The organism is Bacillota bacterium (genome assembly GCA_013314855.1).
GTDB lineage: Bacteria > Bacillota > Clostridia > Acetivibrionales > DUMC01 > Ch48.
In genome coordinates this window covers 1-18,430 of the sequence record JABUEW010000086.1, presented here as the reverse complement: position 1 = coordinate 18,430, position 18,430 = coordinate 1, and the positions used below count along the sequence as shown (strand labels likewise).

The window sequence follows — 18,430 nt, the reverse complement described above, 5'->3', positions numbered from 1 at the left end:
CTATAGTTTTCTCGATGACAGTATACCTTTTTAGTTGCTCTTGTGACATCAGATAATTCACCTTACCTTTCATAGTGACATTTTATCAAAATAATTAACAAGGTGACATTATCACAAAATAAACACACCCTCCCTAATTTTACCCTTGAAATATGTGAACATAAAAAGTAAAATTGATATAGGAGTGTATTATGCCGGGGTGAGATAAAAAATACTTCCTAAATTGATAAAAATTAGGAGTAATAAAAAATGAAAAAAGGGAGTAACTTTGTGCTTTTTCTAATATATATCCTTTTAGGTTTGATAATAGCACTACAATATAGAAGTACATTATATACCAAAAAAGAAAAAGCAGTTTCAGTTTTAGATGCAGAAAGGTTAATAACCCAATTGGATCAAGAAAAGAAAACCGAAGAAGAACTAAAAGCACAAATAGAAGAATATAACAGGAGAAAAGAAGAATATCTAAAAAGCTATATTCAAATAAACGATGATGTAAAATTAAAAGCTTTATGGGAAAACCTCAATACGTTAAAACATATGGCAGGTTTGACCGATGTTGAAGGTCCCGGGTTAATAATTAAACTTGATGATGCCCCTGCAAGGAAAACTGATAAACCCAGCCAGCTAATAATACATGACGGAGATATAAGAATAATACTTAATGAACTTAAAAAAGCAGGTGCTCAGGCAATATCAATAAATGGGGAAAGGATAGTATCAATTAGTGAACAGGTTTGTGCAGGTCCTACCATTAGAATAAATAAGGAACGCTATTCGGTACCGTATATAATTAATGTTATCGGACCTCCGGACCAATTATATAATAACCTTATTGAATGTGAAAGAATTGCTATATTACGAAAGGAAGGAATTCAAATTTCAATAAATAAATCTAACAAAGTATTAGTTCCTAAATATGGGAAAGACCCAATGAGGGTTATTTCTATGCTTGAGGTGGTAAAAAAATGAGTACGGGCAGAAATATTGGCAGGAATTTTGCTATTACAATTATATGTTTAATATTGGGTATGATGGTAGCATGGCAGTATAAAAGCATTAATTACAATGAAAGTATTGCTAGCTATGAAAACAGAAGAATAGAAACGTTAAAAGAAGACCTTATTAAGCTTCAAAAAAGCAATACCGAACTGAGGACCAAACTGCAAAAATTGCAGGAGGAAGTCAGATTATATGAAACAGCTCAAGCGGGAAGTGACGAAGCTTACAAAAATTTGCTGAAAGAATTGGATGCTGTAAGGATATTTGCAGGTATGACGGATGTTAAAGGAAAAGGAGTCATTATAACCCTTGAAGATAGTTTTTTTACAGTAATAGATAGTGATATCTTACTTGTTGTAAATGAATTAAGAGCTGCAGGGGCTCAGGCAATATCGGTAAATGACGAAAGGATTGTAGCCATGACTGAAATAAGGGATGCTTTACCTTATATAATGGTAAACGGTACGCAGATAACTTCACCTATTACGATAAAAGCCATAGGAAACCCAGAACAGCTTGAGCATTCTTTAAAAATGATAAACGGCGTCATTGAAAAGCTTCAGGAATATTTAAAAGTAACTATTAAAAAATCAGATGAAGTATTTATTCCAAAAATCAGGGATGATGGTTCCGTAATAAAGACCAACCTTTTAACTCCTGTAACTCCTAAATAGTTGGTTATTTTTTGTTTACCAAGTATATATAATTATTATATAGAATATTATATAGAACAGTATAAGGAGTGCAGGAAATAAAATGAAAAGAAATAGGTTTTTTTTGTCACTTATCCTGTTTACAATTATAGTTACACCTCTATTAACTTATTTTATTTCTGGAAGAAAAAAGGACATATATTCCTTAAGTGATCTGGGAAGAGTTTATAATTCCAGTTTTAAAGATATCGATTTAAGGGTTGAAATAAGCGGTAGACTTACAAATGATTTTCAGGCTTCAAAATATAATATTAATACTATTAGTTCTAGTAATGAAGATTTATATATTCAAGTATCACAAGGAAGTGGGTATAATAATAAGCTTTTATGCTGGGGGATTTCCAGAAAAACAGGTAACAGGATTCCCGATGCAGATCCTGGAGCCCCGGAACTATTAGCAAAATATAATGGGTTCTACCTTGGAGATACTTCTAAAAAGGAAATCTATTTAACTTTTGATGAAGGTTATGAAAACGGGTATACACCTAAAATTCTTGATGTTCTGAAAGAAAACAAGGTTAAAGCCGTATTTTTTATTACAGGTCCATATTTAAGCCAACACCAGGATTTAGTAAGAAGGATGGTAGAAGAAGGCCATACCGTGGGGAATCATACAGTCCATCATCCCAGCCTTCCTTCCCTTCCCGATGATAAAGTAGAAGAAGAGGTCCTCGGGCTTGAGAGAGCTTTTAGAGAAAAGTTCGGCAAGAATATGCGTTTTTTACGTCCTCCAAAAGGCGAATATAGTGAAAGGACACTAGCAATAACAAGCAAGCTTGGATATGAAAATATGTTTTGGAGTTTTGCTTATGATGATTGGTATAGAGATAAAATAAGAGGTGCAGATTATGCATACAAAATTGTAATGGATAATCTTCATAATGGTGCTATATTGCTTTTACATGCAGTTTCAAAAGATAATGCCGATGCCCTTGATATGATAATCAAAGGTGCCAGGGAGAAAGGATATTCTTTTGGCGATATTGAGGCGTTTAGAGCAGAAAACCGGCGAAACTAGATAATTTAATTAACTTATGTGGGTTAGAGGATATAAATTATTTATTTTTTTAATTTAAAGGGGAATTTATATGTCGCCTGATAATAGAAAAAAACAAAAAAAGCAGGGACGAAAAAAGAATAAGGTCAATATGGATTTCAAGGAAAAATTGGCTGAGGTACTGGAATTGCCGAAAGAAGTGGTACTTGATGTTCCTAAAATAACAATGATTGGTAACAGTAGTTTAGTGGTTGAAAATTATAAAGGTATAGTTGAATATGGAAATGAAAGGATAAGGGTAAATACCGCTAAGGGTTTGGTAAAAATTCAGGGAGACTGTTTAACAATAAGAGAAATAACATCGGAAGATATAGTTGTAATGGGAAAGATCGGTTCTTTAGAATTCATGGAATAAAAATAACCTGGAGGTACAAAATGCTGTTATTAAGATTATGGAATTATCTGCGGGGATATGTTATTATATTAGTTGAAGGTTATTTTCTTGAAAGATTTATTAATATATGTACCCACAGGCAGGTGTTTTTATGGGATATACAGCGCCGTAATGATTTGACTATGACTTTAAAAGTAAGTATCAAGGGTTTTAAAATGTTAAGGCCTATATCAAGGAAATCTCGCTGCAGGGTAAGAATTATTAAGAAAAAAGGGTTACCCTTTTTTCTTAACAGATATAAACGGAGAAAGGCCTTTGTGTTTGGCATAGTTTTGTTTTTTGTGCTTTTTAATTTACTTGCTTCATTTATATGGGATGTTGAAATATCAGGGAATAAGGAGATTAGGACGGCAGATATACTCCAAAAACTTGCGGTACTTGGAGTAAAACCCGGTGTTTTAAAATACAGGATTAATGCCGATAGGGTTGCTAAAACCTTGATACTTCAAATAAAGGAATTAAGCTGGGTTAGTTTTGAGATAAGGGGAACAAAGGCCAAATTATCTATAGAAGAGAGAAGACAACCTCCCTCGTTAATAGCCAAAGATGTACCTTGTAATATTGTCGCAGAAAGAGACGGGATAATTCATTCAATAATAGTAAAGGACGGACGGGAAGTAGTAAAAGAAGGGGACACTATAGTAAAAGGCCAATTATTGGTGTCGGGGGTGATGGAAAATGAACGTGAACCTGGGCAAAAAAGGCTTGTACACTCTATAGCTGAAATAAAAGCGAGGACATGGTATGAAGGCAACGGTATAACAAATATAAAAGCTATTGAAGCTATAAGGACAGGAAATGTGAAAAGTGTTTATACGTTAATATTATTTAATAAAAAAATTAAATTACCGTTAAATAAGGGTATTGATTTTCAAAACTATGATAAGGTAGAATTAAAGAAAGTATTACAAGTTGGAGAAAATTTTATATTACCGTTTTGGCTTGTAATTGAAGAATACTATGAAAATAAATTGGTTGAAAAAGAGTTGAGTATAGAAGAAGCAAAAATTATTGCTAGAGACAATGCCTTAAAAAAACTTATGAAAATTATTCCGGATGATGCAAAAATAATTAACCAAATTATCGATTATACTCAAAGTGAAGAGGGTTTAATAACGGCAAATGTTATTATCGAATGCATAGAAGATATAGGAATTACAGAAGAGATTGGGGGAGAATGATTGGAAGTACAGGTTGAAAAGGCTGTTGAGGTTGACAGGTTGGAATTTGCAATGAATTTATTTGGCAATTGTGATGAAAACATAAAGATAATCGAAGATGCTTTTGGTATTAGAATAGTATCCAGGGACAAAGGTATAAAAATTGTGGGACCTGCCGATAAGGTTGAAAAAGCGGATAAGGTTGTTAAACAGTTAATTGATATTGCAGGGAAGGGAGAAACTATTACTCGGCAAAATGTCAATTACATTGTGCAGTTGGAAGAGGACGGCCAGCTGGATACCAGGTACGATGATTTATCCGATTCTATTTGTGTTACTGCCAGAGGTAAGCAAATAAAAGCAAAAACCTATGGACAAAAAGCATATGTAAATGCCATAAAAGAAAATATAATTGTTTTTGGTATTGGCCCTGCAGGAACAGGTAAAACTTATTTAGCTGTAGCTATGGCTGTGACTGCTTTCAGAAACAAGGAAGTCAATAGAATTATTCTTACCAGGCCTGCGGTAGAGGCAGGCGAAAAACTGGGGTTTTTGCCTGGTGATTTGCAAAACAAGGTAGATCCCTATTTAAGGCCGTTATATGATGCATTATATGAAATATTGGGCATAGAAAACTATCAGAAATATTTGGAAAAAGGCATGATCGAAGTAGCTCCTCTGGCTTACATGAGAGGACGCACGCTTGACGATTCTTTTATAATACTGGATGAAGCTCAGAATACTACTCCTGAACAAATGAAAATGTTTTTGACACGCATCGGTTTCGGTTCTAAAGTAATAGTAACAGGCGATATAACGCAAATTGACCTTCCCGGAGATAAAAAATCAGGGTTGAAGGAAGTAATTAAAATTCTGAGAAACATAAAAGGAATAGAATTTGTGTTTTTGACTGAAAAGGATGTTGTAAGGCATGAACTTGTCCAGAAAATAATCAGGGCATATGAGAAACATGATAATTTAAGGAATGGTTAAAAAAGGAAGTTTTTTGAGATATCCTAGGGGGGGTGAATAAACTGTTTTTCAAAAGCATAAAAGACAAAGGAATAGGACATTACTTAAAAAATTCAACCTTTCAATGTGCCTTAATAGGAGTATTTACCCTAGTAATATCTTTTATAATAGTTTTAAATGGTGCTGTTCCAAAAAGGTATAAACTTCATTTGGGAATGGTTTCTCCCTATGACATAACTGCTCCCAGGAATATAGAAAATACACTATTGACGGAAAAAAGGGCAGAAGAGATTGCAAAGACTGTACCTTCAGTAATTATTAGAAAGGACAATGTCCCTATTGAGGTCTTGAATAGTGTTGATGATTTTTTTTTCAGCATAGAAAGTGCCAGGAAAAAAATTAATAAAGCTATCCAGGAAAAGGGGTTGACAAAAAACTTAAAAAACTATGACGAGGAAATAAAAGCCATACAAGATTCCGTTATAAAAATATTAAGTAAAGAAATTGAACAACTTAATCTTAATGCTCCTTTTTCAGAGGACCAGTTATATTACTTAATAGCTAAGGTTGATGATGAGGAATTAATATCTTTTAAAAAGGATATAAGAGAATTGGTCAGCAGAGTTATGACCAAAGAAGTTACAGGTGAAAATTTGGCTTTAGAAATTGATATAGTTCAAAAGGAATTGCAGGGAAAGGAATTAAAACAGGATTTAAAAAATATTGGCGGACACTTGCTTAAAGGACTTATAAGGCCTAATAGTGAAATAGATAATGAACTTACAGAAGAAAAAAGAAAGGAAGCATATGAAAATGCAATTAAAAATAATAAAATAATTGTCAAGAAGGGCTCGAGAATTGTTAGCGTAGGTGATGTTATAACTGAGGATAAGATGCAGATGCTCAAAGAACTGAATCTTGTTGAAACAGGTAACATAGACTATGCTTTTGCCATAGGAATATTTGTAATGCTTTTTTTATTGGCCACGCTCTTGCTATTGTATATGAAGTTTTATTGCAGAAGGGTACTTTTAAACCGTAATGATGTAATTGTATTATGTATGATAATAGTAATGACCTTGGTTATAGCAAGGTTTGTATATATATACTCTCCTTTACTGATCCCATTTTCTATGGCAACAATGTTAATTACAATTCTCCTTGACCGGAAGCTTGCAATAGTTGTTAACTTTATTCTGGCAATAGGAATTTCCTTTATGACAAGAGAAGATTTGACTTTTTTATATATGTCTCTTCTAAGCGGGACCTTTACTGCTTTTTTTGTGTCTAAAGTTAACCAAAGAAGTGCTCTTTCATCAACAGGTTTACTGATTGCCGGGACAAATATACTCGTTGTGGTCTGTATGGGGTTAATAAGTAAAAATGAATTGAAATTTATCGTAACTGATAGTCTTACTGTATTTACCAACGGTTTAATATCAGTAATTATGACAATCGGCATGTTGCCTTTTTGGGAAAGCACGTTTAATTTAATTACTCCATTCAAATTAATGGAGCTGGCAAACCCAAACCAAACCCTGTTAAAGAGACTTTTAATAGAGGCACCGGGAACTTATCATCATAGTTTGATGGTAGGAAACCTTGCAGAAGTAGCAACAGAAGCATTAGGAGGAAATTCATTATTGTCAAGAGTAGGAGCTTATTATCACGATATTGGGAAATTAAAAAGGCCGAACTTTTTCGGTGAGAACCAGATGTCTAAAAATCCCCATGACAGAATGGCTCCTAGTCTAAGTGCACTAGTAATTATTTCTCATACCCAGGATGGAGTAAAACTTGCTGAAAAGTATAAATTGCCTTATGCAATTAGAGATATTATTGAACAACATCATGGTTCAACTCTGGTAACATATTTCTATCACAAAGCAAAAAAAGATAACCAGTCGATGACAGTTAATGAAGATAGTTTTAGATATCCGGGGCCTAAACCCTTATCCAAGGAAGCAGCAGTGGTGATGCTGGCAGATTCAGTGGAAGCTGCTGTAAGATCTATGCTTGATAGGACCGAAGGTAAAATTGAAGGGCTTGTACGAAAAATTATCAAAGATAAATTGGAAGATGGACAATTGGATTTGAGCGAACTTACGTTGAAGGACTTAGATATTATTGCTAATAGCTTTATGAGAGTATTTAGCGGTTTTTTCCATGCGAGAGAGCAGTATCCTGATATTAAAATAAAAAGTAAAGCTTTAGAAGATAATATACATATGCTTTCAGAAACAGATATAGATATGGAAGCAGGCGTGGCTATAAAGGTAAATAACGATGTTAATGTAAGAGAGGGTAATTTAGAAAGTGATGGAAATTATAATACGGAATATACAAGATAAGTTGGATGTAACAAAGGAAATTGAAAATATAATTATAAATGCGGTAGAAATCTGTTTAAAAAATGAAAATTTTCAAAAACCGTGTGAAATAAGTATTTTACTTGTAGATGATAAAAAAATTAAAGAATTAAATAATGAACTAAGAAGTATAGATTCACCTACAGATGTACTCTCATTTCCTATTGTTGAAATGAAAGATGGAAAAATAAAATCCCAGTTAGGGGATATAGATATGGAGAAAAACCTTATTCTTCTGGGTGATATTGTAATATCTGTGGAAACGGCATGTAAACAGGCAGAAGAGTATGGCCATTCTTTTGAAAGAGAAATGGCATTTCTAACAACTCATGGGGTTTTTCATCTTTTGGGGTATGATCACCAGGATGACGAAAATGAGAAAGTAATGTTGGATAAACAAAAGGCAGTACTGGAAAAGATGGGACTGAAAACGGAAGAATAAAAAAGAATAGGAAGGAGAAGAACAAGATTGGGCTGGAAAGAAGAGTTGGTAAGAACAGCTATGGAAGAAAAAACAAAAGCATATGTCCCCTATTCAAAATTTAGAGTCGGGGCTGCAGTCTTAACTGAAAATGATAACATATATACGGGTGTAAATATTGAAAATGCTTCTTACGGTGCAACTATTTGTGCTGAAAGAACAGCAATTATTAAAGCGGTGTCAAACGGGGAAGTAAAAATTAAAGCCCTTGCTGTATCAAGCGATGGGGAAGAAATAATATTCCCTTGCGGAATATGCCGTCAGGTACTCCTTGAATTTGGTGATTGTAATACTATAATAATATGCAGTAGAAATAATGGTGAATTTGAAGTGTATACTCTGGGAGAATTATTGCCCTATGCCTTTAAAAGCTTCAAAACTCCAGGGGGTAAAATAGAAAATGAAATTTAAGTCCGGATTTATATCTATTGTGGGAAGGCCTAATGTTGGTAAATCAACCTTAATCAATAGAATAGCTGGAGAAAAAATTTCGATAGTGTCAGACAAACACCAGACAACAAGAAACGCAGTAAAGGCGATAGTTACAGATAGTGATTGCCAAATGGTGTTTATCGACACACCGGGTATTGTAAAACCTAAAAATAAGCTGGGTGAATATATGGTTAAAGTAGCATTAGAGTCTCTTGATGAAGTTGATGTGATTTTGTTTATGACTGAAGGAACAGGTATTGGTCCCGGTAAAGGGGATATAGAAATTATGGAACAGCTAAAAAAAACCAGGACGCCGGTTTTTTTAATAATAAATAAAATAGACATAGTAAAAAAGGAAAATATATTAACATTAATACCAGCATATGAGCAGTATATGAATTTTAATAGTATAATTCCAATATCGGCGATGTCAGGAGAAGGAGTAGATATTTTACTTGAAGAGATAATGAAAGTCCTTCCGCCCGGTCCCAAATATTTTCCTGACGACATATTAACTGACCAACCGGAAAAATTTATTGTAGCTGAAATTATACGGGAAAAATTCCTTATGTTTCTAAAACAGGAGGTACCTCACGGAATTGGAGTAGAGATTGTATTATTTAAAGAAAGAGAAGGGAAAAATCTTTTGGACATTGAGGCAAATGTTTACTGTGAAAAAGAATCTCATAAAGGCATAATAATAGGAAAAAACGGGGAAATGCTAAAGAAAGCCGGAACACTTGCAAGGGAAGAAATTGAACGATTTCTTGGAGTGAGGGTTTTTCTTCAATTATGGGTTAAAGTAAAAAAAGATTGGAGAAATAGTGACTTTGTGTTAAAAACCCTTGGTTATAATTGATTATTTAAGATTTTTGCTTAATGTAATTCCATAGAATATTGAAAATTGATGATAAGGCATTATTCTCCTTAGAGTGCTAGTATACAAAATGTAATTTTGAGAAATATAATAATATGACAACAAGTTGCTTGTTGTGCGAGTGAAGTTAAGTAATATAGAACCAGTATAAAATAATTTTCTAAAAAAAGAATAGGGGGAATAACGGTGTTGAAAGAATTTATGTGGAATTTGTTTCAGAAAACAGGAAATATAGGTAGTTATATGGTTTATAAAGAAATTGAAAAAAGAGAAGGCTCTTCATTTAACGAAAGCTCCTCTAATAAGGGTGAAATTGCAATGGGCGGAAAAATATGAAATAAAATATAATTATTAAAATCAAGAAATAAAATAGAAATAACAAATTATAAGTATTATGAATGGTAGATCAGGTATACAAAAATGGGATATATTAAAACACAGGGAGTAGTAATCAAAGAGGTCAATGCGGGTGAGGCAGATAAAATAATAACCATATTATCCAAAGAATACGGTAAAATGTCTATAATGGCTAAAGGAGCACGGAGGCTTAGAAGCAGGTTTACTGCCTGCACCCAATTTTTGTGCTATAGTAGTTTTCTATTGTTTAAGGGACGTGATATCCACACAATTAATAGTTGTGAAGTGATTGAATCTTTTTCAGAGGCAGGGTATGATTTGATAAGGCTTACTTACGCAGCACATATAGCTGATTTAATATACGATACAGTACAAGAAGGCCAACCTGCCGGTAGGACACTTAAATTATTTTTAAATACATTGTATTATTTAATAAAAACCGATAGGCCTCCGGAATTGATTACAAGGATTTTCGAATTAAGGTATTTATGCATACTTGGATATGCGCCGTATGTTAAAGGGTGCATAAATTGTTCAAATGAAGGGTTAGAAGATTTATCATTCAGCTTTAAAAAGTGTGGATTTGTTTGCAGCAATGAAAATTGTTTTTCTACAGATCCTTATGCATTCAAAGTGTCTTCCGGCACTGTCAGGGCAATGCGCCATATAGTGCATTCAAGTATGGATAAACTGTTTAATTTTGAACTTGCACCAATGGTTTTAAAAGAATTAGGATGTGTTATAGACAGGTTTTTAAAGGAACGGCTTGAAAAGGATTATAGTAAACTTAAATTCTTGAAGAATATATAAAGAATGGAATAGGGAATACACTCCTGAAAAATATTACTAAAAAAACTACTGAATACTCAGTAGTTTTTCTTTGGTGCGGTCGATGGGACTTGAACCCATATGCTCGCGCATACGCCCCTCAAACGTACGTGTATGCCAATTCCACCACGACCGCGTATTTAACCTGCAAATCATATTATACTAAGATATATATTCAGTGTCAATACTTTTTTCATACTTCGGGGGCGCATTTTCAAATTTTGAAGAAAATGCTGGAAGTAACATTGCGGAAAGTCTTATAGAGCCTGTTAATCCGACGAGGGATAAGCAAATCAACAAAATTTATGTTGAATATAAAGCAAAGAGTTGTTAAAATAAGAATAAGGCTTTAGGTAAAAGCAGTTATTATAATAAAAGGGGAAATGAATAATGGCAGGTTTTTTTGGATTTTTTGATTATACCAAGCCCGGGCCGGGCATACCAAAAGACGCTCCACCCAAGCCACCTATAGTGGTGTTTTTTGGAATATATTCAAGGAAGTTCTGGAATTTGGTAAAAATTAACTTAATGTTTAATTTATTTAATTTACCGGCAGTATTAGCTGTTATTTTTGCATCCATGTATGTTATACAGGGGCAAATTACCGATGATCCGGCTATGGACCTTTTAACCAGGTTTATCTTAGGCAGCATAGTCCTATGTATACCCCTTATAACAGTAGGGCCTGCGCAGGCAGGTTACACCTATATACTTAGGAATTATTCAAGGGAAGAACATGCTTTTTTATGGTGGGACTTTAAGGAACATGCATTAAAGAATTTCAAGCAAAGTATGATTATATCAATAATTGATTTTTTTGCTTTAATTTTATTTGGAATAGTTATCAATTTTTATTTTAAATATATTACAGATAACAACATTGTAGCAATGTTTATAATGTTTGCCAGAACAATTATAATATTTGCATTTATTATGTACTTAATAATGCATATGTATATTTACCCAATGCTTGTTACTTTTAAGTTAACTATACGGCAACTTTACAGGAATGCTTTAATCTTTTCCCTGGCAAAATTTTTTCCCAACTTGGGGATATTATTACTGTGTGTTGCTTTAATTCTTTTGTCTTTTTATTTCAGCACTTTTATAGGAATTGTATTGTTCCTGTTTATTACAGTCAGCACAATAGGCCTGATTACCAATTTTTACGTATATCCTAAGTTAAAAAAATATATGATAGATAAAATTGAAGGCGAAGAAGGCGAAGAAGATGATGATTATGATGATGGTTATGATGATGAGAAGGAGGAAGACGGAGAGGTAAAAGGGGACGTCCACGAATAACTCTTTGCTGAATGACTCAGATTAAGATTAAATCATTCATATTATACATGCCCGGTTCCTTATTATATAAAAATATTGCGGCTTTAATGGCTCCTATACCAAAGATTTCTTTGGACATTGCCGTATGTTTTAATTCAACGATTTCATCATTGCCGGCAAAAATTACCGAATGCTCCCCTACAATTGTACCTCCCCGTACTGCATGTATGCCTATTTCGGTTTTACTCCTTTTTTTCCTTCTGGCATGGCGGTCATATATATATTCCTGTTTTTGCTCCAGGGTATCATTAATTGCATCAGCTATAGCAAGAGCTGTCCCGCTTGGTGCATCAAGCTTTTGGTTATGATGTTTTTCAATAATTTCGATGTCAAAGTAGCCTTCAAGCGCTTTTGCAGCCTTTTTAACCAAATCAATTAAAAGGTTAACACCCAAAGACATATTGGCTGATTGAAATATTGGTATCACATTTGAGGCTTCTTTTAATTTGCTTTTTTGTAATTCGGATAGGCCGGTTGTCGCTAAAACCAGTGGTATTTTCTTTGTTGTTGCAAATTTCAACAAGTTCTCCAAAGCTTCCGGATTTGAGAAATCTATAATCACATCTCCCTCTACATTACATTCTGTAGCACTCCTAAATACAGGATAGTCATTTTTTATTGAATCATTTATATCAATTCCTGCAACTATTTTTACATCCTGATTTTCATTTGAAAGCCTTGTTATGACCTGACCCATTTTTCCGTTGCATCCACTTAATATTATTCTTATCATTTGCAATCCTTCCTTGTTACATTATAGTTTAAATATTAAAGATTACAGTAAACCATATTTAACCATTTCAGTTTTAAGTATCTCCAAGTTTTTCTCACTCATGTCTACTAAAGGCATCCGGCACTTTCCTACATTCATACCCATTAAATTCATGGCAGCTTTAATTGGTATAGGATTTACTTCTATAAATAATGCTTTAATTAAATCTAATGTTTTAAGTTGAATTTTACGGCTGCCTTCAATATCTCCCTCTAAAAACTTACAAACCATATCATGGGTGTCTTTTGGTATAATATTTGCCATAACAGAGATGACACCTTTCCCTCCTAAGGCTAAGAGAGGTACTACCTGCCCGTCTTCCCCTGAGTAAACTGTAAAATCATCTCCGCAAAGATTAATAATATCTCCTACCTGGGACAGATTACATTCTTTTACTCCAACAATGTTTTCAATTTCCGACAATTTTTTCATTGTATCCGGATTGATATTTAGATTTGTCCTTGAAGGAACGTTATACAGTATTACCGGTATTTTTATACTTTCAGCAATGGCTTTAAAATGCTCATATAGGCCTTTTTGTGTAGTTTTATTGTAATAAGGAGTTACGCTTAAGATTCCGTCTGCCCCTACTTCTTCAGCATATTTGCTCAACTCAATGGCATGGCGTGTATCATTGCTTCCGGTACCTGCAATGACAGGGACTCTTTCCCTGACTTTTTGAACTGTAAATTTTATAACTGCCTTATGTTCTTCATCAGGCATTGTAGATGCTTCTCCTGTAGTACCACAAGAAATTATTGAATCTATACCCTGCCCAATCTGAAATTCAATCAACTCTTCTAATTTTTCAAAGTTTACACCGTCATCAGTGAAAGGTGTAACGATTGCCACACCGGCACCGGTAAATAATGGTTTTCTCATAAATATGCACCCTTTCAATATTATTGTTATATAATATATATTTTATGAATTTAAAGGCACGACAATTCTTTTCCTTTTGTGTTTTTTAGCATCTTTGTTTGCTGATTTTATATTACAACTTAAAGGTATTACCTGTCAAATAAAATTTTCAAAACCAGATAAATTTTATTACAAAATAATTAATTTTTTTAACTTAAAGAGGAAAATTAAGTTATTTTGTCGAATGAATCATAGAAATCGAATGAAAAGGATGTTGATGATATGCAAAAGTTTATAAAAATTCCGATATCCGCGATAATGATGTTTTTTATTATAATATTTGTATGCAGTAAAACCTATGCAGCTGATGATAAGGAGGTTAGGGTAGGCCTTTTCTTCAGAGACATGTCTAGAAACTTGAATACTGAAGTATCCTTTTTTAATATATTTGCTGAAAAGGGACTAGAAATAGGTTACCAAAAAGATGGGAAATTTACAACATTAGTAGAAATAAAAGACAATACTAAATTAATGGTCCGTAAAGATGCTTATTTTATAAGTAAGAATAATACTTTGCAAGAATATGTATTTGATAAGTATAATGGTGACGATAATATAACTGAAGGGGAAAAAGTAGGACCCTTTCATGTTAAAATTGGTAGCAATTATCCGGATTATAATGGAGTAATAACGGAAGTACAGGTAATCAGAAAAAAAGGAATAGATGCCTATCCTGTATATAATAATGGTACATGGTGTATTTGGACAGGCTTTTATACTGATGAAAACTCAGCTAAAAAGGATATAGATAATTCTCTTAGAAAAAATTTAGGAGATGGAGATTATGTGGTTGTCACCCCAAATAAAAACAATATTGTAGTTACATCAGGCTTTAATGAAACTGTTGGGGTGTTTTGCAATGATAACGGAAATTTTCAAATACGTCCCGGGAATAATAACAACCCGTATATATTTAATATTAATGGAAAAAATTATAGGGGAATTCTTGAAGTAAGGCGTTTGGAAAATAGCGATATGACAGTTATAAATGTACTTCCCCTTGAGCATTATTTATATGGTGTAGTACCTTGTGAAATGGGATGGGATGCCCATCCTGAAGCTCTAAAGGCACAAGCTGTTGCTGCACGGACTTATGCTTACAATAATCTTGGGAAATATTCAAAATTAGGTTTTGATTTATGCAGTACAGTGTTTTCTCAAGTTTATAAAGGTTTTGATTTTGAAAAAGAAACAACAAATAAAGCAGTTGACGATACTAAGGGTAAAGTAATATACTATGATGGTGCTATTGCCCAGGTTTTTTATTTCAGTTCAAGCGGGGGAAGGACTGAAGCAGTAAAAAACGTATGGTCTTCCGATATTCCATACCTGCAGAGCGTGGAAGATAAGTACGAAGAAGGAAATTCTCCCAATTACACTTGGGAAAAACATTTAAGTGCTGCCAGTATAAGTAATATTATGACATCACGGGGAAATAATACAGGGGACATATTAGGTATAAGAATTACAAAAACATCAGATGCTGGAAGAGCAATAGAGATGGTAATAACAGGAACAAAAGGAGAAAACAAGATTGAAAAAGCCAGGTGCCGGGAGGTGCTTGATTTACCCAGCCAATGGTTTTATATAACTACCGATGCAGATATAGCAGTATTGGATGATACTAAAAAGAATACTATAAAAACACAACTTGCGGGCAAAAAAGTAATTACAGGTGGAGGTCTAAGTACTATAGAAGCAAATAAAAATGTTTTTCTTTTAGCAGCAGAAGGGAAAAAGGTGGAGATTCCGAGTACGCCCGAAATGTATACTTTTATAGGTAGAGGTTATGGGCATGCTGTAGGTATGAGCCAAGAAGGAGCAAAAGGCATGGCAAAAGCAGGTTTTACCTATGAAGAAATATTGTCCCATTATTTCCCGGGAGTTTATATAAAATAGGATAGAACAGGAGGAAAGAGTAATTTTAAATATAAACTCAAAAATAAATTATGAAGGTAGAGGATTTTTATTATGAACTTCCTGAAGAGCTTATTGCACAAGAACCGACTGCCCAAAGAAGTATGTCAAGGTTGATGATTTTGAATAAAACAACGGGGAAAATTGAACATAAGCTATTTAAAGATATAGTAAATTACCTTGACAAGGGAGATTGCCTTGTACTAAATGATACGAGGGTAATACCTGCCAGGTTACTAGGAAGAAGGGAAGACACAGGAGGCAAAATCGAGTTTGTATTATTAAACCATGTAGAAGGTAAAATATGGGAAGTTATCTTAAAACCAGGTAAAAGAGCAAAACCTGGCTCAAGATTTGTTTTTGGAGATGGATTGCTGAAAGCCGAAATACTTGAAATAGTTAAGGATGGAAATAGGCTTGTAAGGTTTGAATATGAAGGAATCTTTGAGCAAATACTTGAAAAAATAGGCGTTATACCTCTCCCTCCATATATTACAAAGGGTATCAGCGATTATGAAAGGTACCAGACTGTTTATTCAAAAAATAAGGGGTCATCTGCTGCACCTACTGCAGGGCTTCATTTTACAGAGGAATTATTGGAAACTATTTTTCGAAAAGGTATTGAGTTTGCTTTTATTACACTGCATATAGGTTTGGGAACTTTCCGCCCTGTTAAAGTAGAGAATGTTGAAGAACACCATATGCATTCGGAATACTTTCGTATTGATGAAGATGCATGTGATAAAATCAATTCTACCAAGAAAGCAGGCGGAAGGATTATTGCTGTTGGCACCACAAGCAGCAGGGTATTGGAAACGGTAGGAGATGAAAACGGGTTTGTAAAACCAAAAGAGGGGTATACAGACATTTTTATATACCCCGGCTATAAGTTCAAGGTTATTGATGCTTTAATTACTAATTTCCATCTTCCTGAATCCACGTTAATAATGCTGGTTAGTGCTTTTGCAGGCAGGGAAAATATAATGGAGGCTTACAGAATTGCAGTAAGGGAAAAATACAGATTTTTTAGTTTTGGCGATGCAATGTTTATAATAAAATAGAATGGTGATGTAATGGCTGCTTTAAAATATGAGCTGATAAAAAAGTGTAAACAGACAGGCGCCAGGTTGGGAAGGGTACATACACCCCATGGGTGTTTTGATACTCCTGTATTTATGCCCGTTGGTACCCAGGCATCAGTTAAAACAATGTCTCCTGACGAATTAAAAGATATCGGCGCTCAAATAATATTAAGCAATACCTATCATTTATATATGCGTCCTGGGCCTGATATTGTAAAAGGAGCTGGAGGGCTACATAAATTTATGAATTGGGATAGGCCCATATTGACAGATTCAGGAGGGTTCCAGGTGTTCAGCCTGAGTAACCTTAGGGATATCCACGAAGAAGGAGTAACCTTCAGATCTCATATAGACGGTTCTAAACATTTTTTTACTCCTGAAAAATCCATACAAATTCAAAACGAACTGGGTTCTGATATTATTATGTCCTTTGATGAATGTGTACCCTATCCTGCCGAGTTTGATTATGTAAAAAAATCGGTAGAGAGGACTACCCGTTGGGCAAAACGATGCAAGATTGCCCATAAAAATACTGAAAAGCAGGCATTATTCGGAATAGTGCAGGGAGGGACATATAAGGAGTTAAGGGAAAAGAGCGCATACGAATTAATAGAAATTGGTTTCCCGGGCTATGCTATAGGAGGGCTTAGTGTGGGTGAACCTGCCGAAGAAATGTATGCAATACTTGAATATACGGTACCGGTCTTGCCTGAAGATAAACCAAGGTACCTTATGGGCGTAGGAAGCCCTGATTATCTAATAGAAGGAGTAATTAGAGGAATTGACATGTTCGACTGCGTATTTCCTACCCGTATTGGAAGAAACGGTACAGTATTAACCAGCAGAGGAAGAATAATTGTAAGGGATGCATTATATGCCAGGGATTATTCAAGCTTGGACCCTGAATGTGACTGTTATGCATGTAAAAATTTTTCCAGGGCATATATAAGGCATTTGCTTAAATGTAATGAAATACTTGGAATGAGACTCACTACGTTGCATAATATTAAATTTTTATTAGACTTGATGAAAAAAATAAGACAAGCTATAATAGAAGACAAACTCGGTGATTTTAGAAAAAATTTCTTTAATTCATTCGGGTATAGTGATAAACTATAAAATATAAACTATTTATTCAAAATTCAATGAGGGAGGGTTTTATAAGGATGAATGTAGAAGAAGTAGGCGGTATAGGTGCGATGGGAGGTATTGGCTTTATACTGTATATAGCATTTTTTATTGGTGTAATGTATTTATTGGTTTTTCTACCCCAGAAAAGACGGGATAAAAAATTGCGTGAGATGATAAACTCGTTGAAAGTGGGAGATAAAGTTGTAACCATAGGCGGTGTGTCAGGTAAAATAATCAACATAAAAGATGACGAAGTGACAATAGAAACCAGTGTTGAAAAAACCAAGCTTGTACTTAAAAACTGGGCTATTAAGGAAGTAGACAAGCCAATTGAGGCATAATAGAAGTGAGAAGTGGGAAGCGAGAGAGGTGAGAGGTGGGAAATACCGATATCTTGTACCCCGCTTCTAACTCACACTTTCTGTCCATTGCTTAAGCAATAATCTTAAGTAACAATATAATATAATAATAAGAACAATATTAAGAGGAAAGAGTGGGCGCATTTTATTTTTATGAAGAAAATGCTTCCAGTAACTAAATGCTCCAAGTCTTAAGAGCCTGTAAATTCACTTCGGGGCAAATCAAACTCGCAAAATAATTTGAATGGAATTTAATAATATT

At 34.1% G+C, this 18,430-nt stretch carries 19 protein-coding genes and 1 tRNA gene; 17 read left to right on the top strand and 3 right to left on the bottom strand.

What is annotated here, in order from left to right; translation table 11 throughout:
• Positions 1-249: 249 nt before the first annotated feature.
• The 12 genes from HPY74_14255 (at position 250) to recO (ending at position 10,624) form a co-directional block, all read left to right on the top strand.
• Complete coding sequence (locus HPY74_14255; GenBank protein ID NSW91806.1) at positions 250-972, top strand: DUF881 domain-containing protein; 723 nt, start codon at positions 250-252, stop codon at positions 970-972.
• A complete protein-coding gene (locus HPY74_14250; protein ID NSW91805.1) occupies positions 969-1,676 on the top strand; it encodes a DUF881 domain-containing protein in 708 nt (235 codons plus the stop codon). Before HPY74_14255 ends, HPY74_14250 begins: the two co-directional genes overlap by 4 nt.
• Before the next feature lie 82 nt (positions 1,677-1,758).
• The gene (gene pdaA / locus HPY74_14245; GenBank protein ID NSW91804.1) at positions 1,759-2,733 is read left to right on the top strand and encodes a delta-lactam-biosynthetic de-N-acetylase; all 975 of its coding nucleotides are present in this window, start codon (positions 1,759-1,761) and stop codon (positions 2,731-2,733) included.
• Between the two features lie 70 nt (positions 2,734-2,803).
• Positions 2,804-3,127 (top strand): sporulation protein YqfC, encoded by a 324-nt coding sequence (yqfC, locus tag HPY74_14240; protein ID NSW91803.1) that lies wholly within the window; start codon positions 2,804-2,806, stop codon positions 3,125-3,127.
• Between the two features lie 20 nt (positions 3,128-3,147).
• On the top strand, positions 3,148-4,347 hold the full coding sequence (gene yqfD, locus HPY74_14235; GenBank protein ID NSW91802.1) for a sporulation protein YqfD: 1,200 nt from the start codon (positions 3,148-3,150) through the stop codon (positions 4,345-4,347).
• A 51-nt stretch (positions 4,348-4,398) separates the two neighbouring features.
• Complete coding sequence (locus HPY74_14230; GenBank protein ID NSW91801.1) at positions 4,399-5,319, top strand: PhoH family protein; 921 nt, start codon at positions 4,399-4,401, stop codon at positions 5,317-5,319.
• 41 nt (positions 5,320-5,360) lie between these two features.
• Positions 5,361-7,649 carry an HDIG domain-containing protein gene (locus HPY74_14225; protein NSW91800.1) on the top strand — a complete coding sequence of 763 codons (2,289 nt, stop codon included), beginning with the start codon at positions 5,361-5,363 and terminating at the stop codon, positions 7,647-7,649.
• Positions 7,618-8,109: an rRNA maturation RNase YbeY gene (gene ybeY, locus HPY74_14220; GenBank protein ID NSW91799.1), complete on the top strand. Its 492-nt coding sequence runs from the start codon at positions 7,618-7,620 to the stop codon at positions 8,107-8,109. Before HPY74_14225 ends, ybeY begins: the two co-directional genes overlap by 32 nt.
• Before the next feature lie 27 nt (positions 8,110-8,136).
• Positions 8,137-8,559, top strand: coding sequence for a cytidine deaminase (locus HPY74_14215; GenBank protein ID NSW91798.1), 423 nt, complete (start codon positions 8,137-8,139; stop codon positions 8,557-8,559).
• Positions 8,549-9,439: a GTPase Era gene (gene era, locus HPY74_14210; protein NSW91797.1), complete on the top strand. Its 891-nt coding sequence runs from the start codon at positions 8,549-8,551 to the stop codon at positions 9,437-9,439. Before HPY74_14215 ends, era begins: the two co-directional genes overlap by 11 nt.
• Before the next feature lie 207 nt (positions 9,440-9,646).
• Positions 9,647-9,793 (top strand): YqzL family protein, encoded by a 147-nt coding sequence (locus HPY74_14205; GenBank protein NSW91796.1) that lies wholly within the window; start codon positions 9,647-9,649, stop codon positions 9,791-9,793.
• 84 nt (positions 9,794-9,877) lie between these two features.
• Positions 9,878-10,624, top strand: coding sequence for a DNA repair protein RecO (gene recO, locus HPY74_14200; protein NSW91795.1), 747 nt, complete (start codon positions 9,878-9,880; stop codon positions 10,622-10,624).
• Between the two features lie 71 nt (positions 10,625-10,695).
• On the opposite strand, the gene HPY74_14195 is transcribed toward recO, so the two are convergent.
• Positions 10,696-10,778 (bottom strand) — tRNA-Leu (locus HPY74_14195).
• A gap of 254 nt (positions 10,779-11,032) precedes the next feature.
• Here HPY74_14195 and HPY74_14190 point away from each other — a divergent pair.
• Positions 11,033-11,947, top strand: coding sequence for a YesL family protein (locus HPY74_14190; protein NSW91794.1), 915 nt, complete (start codon positions 11,033-11,035; stop codon positions 11,945-11,947).
• A gap of 16 nt (positions 11,948-11,963) precedes the next feature.
• Here the strand turns inward: HPY74_14190 and HPY74_14185 are convergent, their stop codons facing one another.
• Both HPY74_14185 and HPY74_14180 read right to left on the bottom strand, forming a co-directional pair.
• Complete coding sequence (locus HPY74_14185; GenBank protein NSW91793.1) at positions 11,964-12,719, bottom strand: 4-hydroxy-tetrahydrodipicolinate reductase; 756 nt, start codon at positions 12,717-12,719, stop codon at positions 11,964-11,966.
• 42 nt (positions 12,720-12,761) lie between these two features.
• A complete protein-coding gene (locus HPY74_14180) occupies positions 12,762-13,640 on the bottom strand; it encodes a 4-hydroxy-tetrahydrodipicolinate synthase (GenBank protein ID NSW91792.1) in 879 nt (292 codons plus the stop codon).
• A 261-nt stretch (positions 13,641-13,901) separates the two neighbouring features.
• Here HPY74_14180 and HPY74_14175 point away from each other — a divergent pair, with 261 nt between their 5' ends.
• From HPY74_14175 to yajC, 4 genes are all read left to right on the top strand, one after another.
• On the top strand, positions 13,902-15,578 hold the full coding sequence (locus HPY74_14175) for a SpoIID/LytB domain-containing protein (GenBank protein NSW91791.1): 1,677 nt from the start codon (positions 13,902-13,904) through the stop codon (positions 15,576-15,578).
• Between the two features lie 50 nt (positions 15,579-15,628).
• Entirely contained in the window at positions 15,629-16,657 is a 1,029-nt protein-coding gene (gene queA, locus HPY74_14170) for a tRNA preQ1(34) S-adenosylmethionine ribosyltransferase-isomerase QueA (protein ID NSW91790.1), read from the top strand.
• A gap of 12 nt (positions 16,658-16,669) precedes the next feature.
• Positions 16,670-17,797 (top strand): tRNA guanosine(34) transglycosylase Tgt, encoded by a 1,128-nt coding sequence (gene tgt / locus HPY74_14165; GenBank protein ID NSW91789.1) that lies wholly within the window; start codon positions 16,670-16,672, stop codon positions 17,795-17,797.
• An 80-nt stretch (positions 17,798-17,877) separates the two neighbouring features.
• Positions 17,878-18,150, top strand: a complete 273-nt coding sequence (gene yajC / locus HPY74_14160; GenBank protein NSW91788.1) for a preprotein translocase subunit YajC — start codon at positions 17,878-17,880, stop codon at positions 18,148-18,150.
• Positions 18,151-18,430 lie beyond the last annotated feature (280 nt).